This window comes from Citrobacter sp. Cpa228, from assembly GCF_030333085.1.
Lineage (GTDB): Bacteria > Pseudomonadota > Gammaproteobacteria > Enterobacterales > Enterobacteriaceae > Citrobacter > Citrobacter pasteurii.
In genome coordinates this window covers 1-2,182 of the sequence record NZ_JAOWGQ010000013.1, presented here as the reverse complement: position 1 = coordinate 2,182, position 2,182 = coordinate 1, and the positions used below count along the sequence as shown (strand labels likewise).

The following is a 2,182-nucleotide window of genomic DNA, read 5'->3' as shown; positions in this document are numbered from 1 at the left end:
TTGGTTTGGTAGAAACGATAAATCGTGCAGCTGCCGCAGTGCAAAAATCAGGCGACACGATGACTGGAGGCTTGACGCTGGTAGAAAGCGATATCGTCCTAAAAACATCAAGTTCAGACAGTCCGCAGTACACAATTATTAACACCACAACGGGGGCATCAGTGAGTATGGACCTTATTGACAGAAGGTTTCGTATTTTTGGTGTCCCGTGGGGTGGTGGCCCTGTTAAACAATTCACTTTCAATCTGGAAACTGGCGAGTTCAGTATTCCACAGGCCAATATAAGATTTGGGTCGGGTATCATCCAGGGTGATGCAAATATTTACGGCACTGCATGGGGAGAGAACGGTAATTCGGGCTGGATAAATATTTGGATAACCAATCGCATTAATGATGCGAAAACATGGGTTAACCAAAACTTTATTACTGGTGTGAAACGTGGTGCACAGAGCAGTATGGTTATGGATGGCGGGCTGGTGGAAGCTCCTTCCGGCTGCGTCCTGACTGGCGGGAACGGAAACGAGAGCAATCAGGTCGGTATCGCTTTATATCGTCCTCTGCAAGTATGGCGAAATGGTGGCTGGGTAACGATTGGTGATTAAAAAAATGAAATTAACTAATTTACAACGCTATATTCCTGACGAGTATTTTTTGGGTGATGATATTCAGTATTTTATCGATGCCACGGGTAAGGACTGGTATAAATCACTGTCTCAATTCACAAAGAAATACAGCCTGGCAATCGAAAACGATACTGGCGTTATTCGTAGTATCAGCGAAGATGCGTCCAGGTTGTATCCCGGTGGTTTGACGGTTGTTGATGTTGACAGCATTCCGGCTGGTTGTGACATTTTTGGTGGATGGGTATTTGATGGGGAGAAAGTCATTCCTCGCGAGTACACAGCGGCAGAACTGCAACTACTAGCAGCAGAAAAAAAGCAAAAACTACTTTCGACGGCGGAAGTGGCAATAGCCCCTCTTTCTCGCGCTTTGAGATTAGGCATGGCGACTGATGAAGAAATCAGCCGCCTTGAGAAGTGGGAACGTTTTAGCGTGCTGGTCAGCCGGGTAAGTCTTGAGAAACCTGTATGGCCTCCGAAGCCGGATGAATAGGATGATTTGTAATCTCTAAACGTTAGGAGGTGTAGGCCATTCAGGCCTTGTTTTCTCAACGCGCATAACCTTTACTCTATATTTCTTCCATTCTGACAGTGCGGCGGTTTCTTCTTCCGTCGCTATTCCTTCATCAACAGCATCCTGCAGTGGTGCAATAGCAACAGCTGCGGCAGACAGTAGTTCTGTTTTCTTTTTTTCAGTTTGTGCCATCAATTCGTCTTGTGAATATTGGCGAGGTTTAATTTTAATACCATCAAATACCCATCCGCCGAAAATGTCACAACCATCAGGAATACTGTCAACATCAACAACCGTCAAACCACCGGGATAAAGCCGGGATGCATCTTCGCTAATGCTGCGAATAACGCCCGTATCATTTTCGATAGCCAGGCTGTATTTCTTTGTGAATTGAGACAGTGATTTATACCAGTCCTTTCCCGTGGCATCGATAAAATACAGAATGCCGTCGCCTAAAAACAATTCATCAGGTGTGTAATGCTGTAAATTAATCAGTTTCATTTTTACCCCTCAATTATTACCCAACCACCATTACGGAAAATTAGTAATGAACGGTATAGCGCTATACCAATTTGATTGCTCTCGTTACCGTTTCCCCCCGTAAGAAAACATCCAGCTGGAGCTTCTACAAGTACGCCGTCCATAGTCATGCTGGCCTGTGCGCCGCGCTGTACACGGTTGACAAAGTTTTGGCTAACCCATTCATAGGGTGCTCGCAAGTTAATATAGTCGCTCAACAAACCGCTCCATCGCGCCCCCTCGATATTGCCGTCACCCCATACAACCGTATTACCAACATGCATAATGTCCGGGCAGTAAAACTGTCCATTTTTACCAAAAACAAAATCACCGCCGCCATCATCGCCATTACTGATGCGAATACCGTCGCCACCTTTGTCCTTAAAGATATAAGCACGGACAGAACCATCTTCATTCTGGATAATAAAACCCAGCCGGTAATCACCCTTGAGTGTCAGGCTTCCGGTCATTGTGTCGCCTAATTTTTGCACTGCGGCAGCTGCACGATTTATCGTTTCTACCAAACCAA

2 protein-coding genes and 2 pseudogenes are annotated in these 2,182 nt (G+C 45.6%); 2 read left to right on the top strand and 2 right to left on the bottom strand.

The features are described 5' to 3' along the window. Window positions 1-602, top strand: a pseudogene (locus tag OGX91_RS00090) (hypothetical protein); the annotation flags it as partial. After that, entirely contained in the window at window positions 595-1,113 is a 519-nt protein-coding gene (locus OGX91_RS00085) for a tail fiber assembly protein (RefSeq protein WP_052463777.1), read from the top strand. The pseudogene OGX91_RS00090 and the gene OGX91_RS00085, both read left to right, overlap by 8 nt. 15 nt (window positions 1,114-1,128) lie before the next feature. Here the strand turns inward: OGX91_RS00085 and OGX91_RS00080 are convergent, their stop codons facing one another. Together OGX91_RS00080 and OGX91_RS00075 are read right to left on the bottom strand one after the other, a co-directional pair. Beyond that, a complete protein-coding gene (locus OGX91_RS00080; RefSeq protein ID WP_286625083.1) occupies window positions 1,129-1,635 on the bottom strand; it encodes a tail fiber assembly protein in 507 nt (168 codons plus the stop codon). Between the two features lie 2 nt (window positions 1,636-1,637). Beyond that, window positions 1,638-2,182, bottom strand: a pseudogene (locus tag OGX91_RS00075) (hypothetical protein); the annotation flags it as partial.

What these genes read in the sequence shown, in the direction of transcription:
- OGX91_RS00080 (WP_286625083.1), bottom strand. Translation starts at nt 1,635, where the DNA reads ATGAAACTGATTAATTTACAGCATTACACACCTGATGAATTGTTTTTA.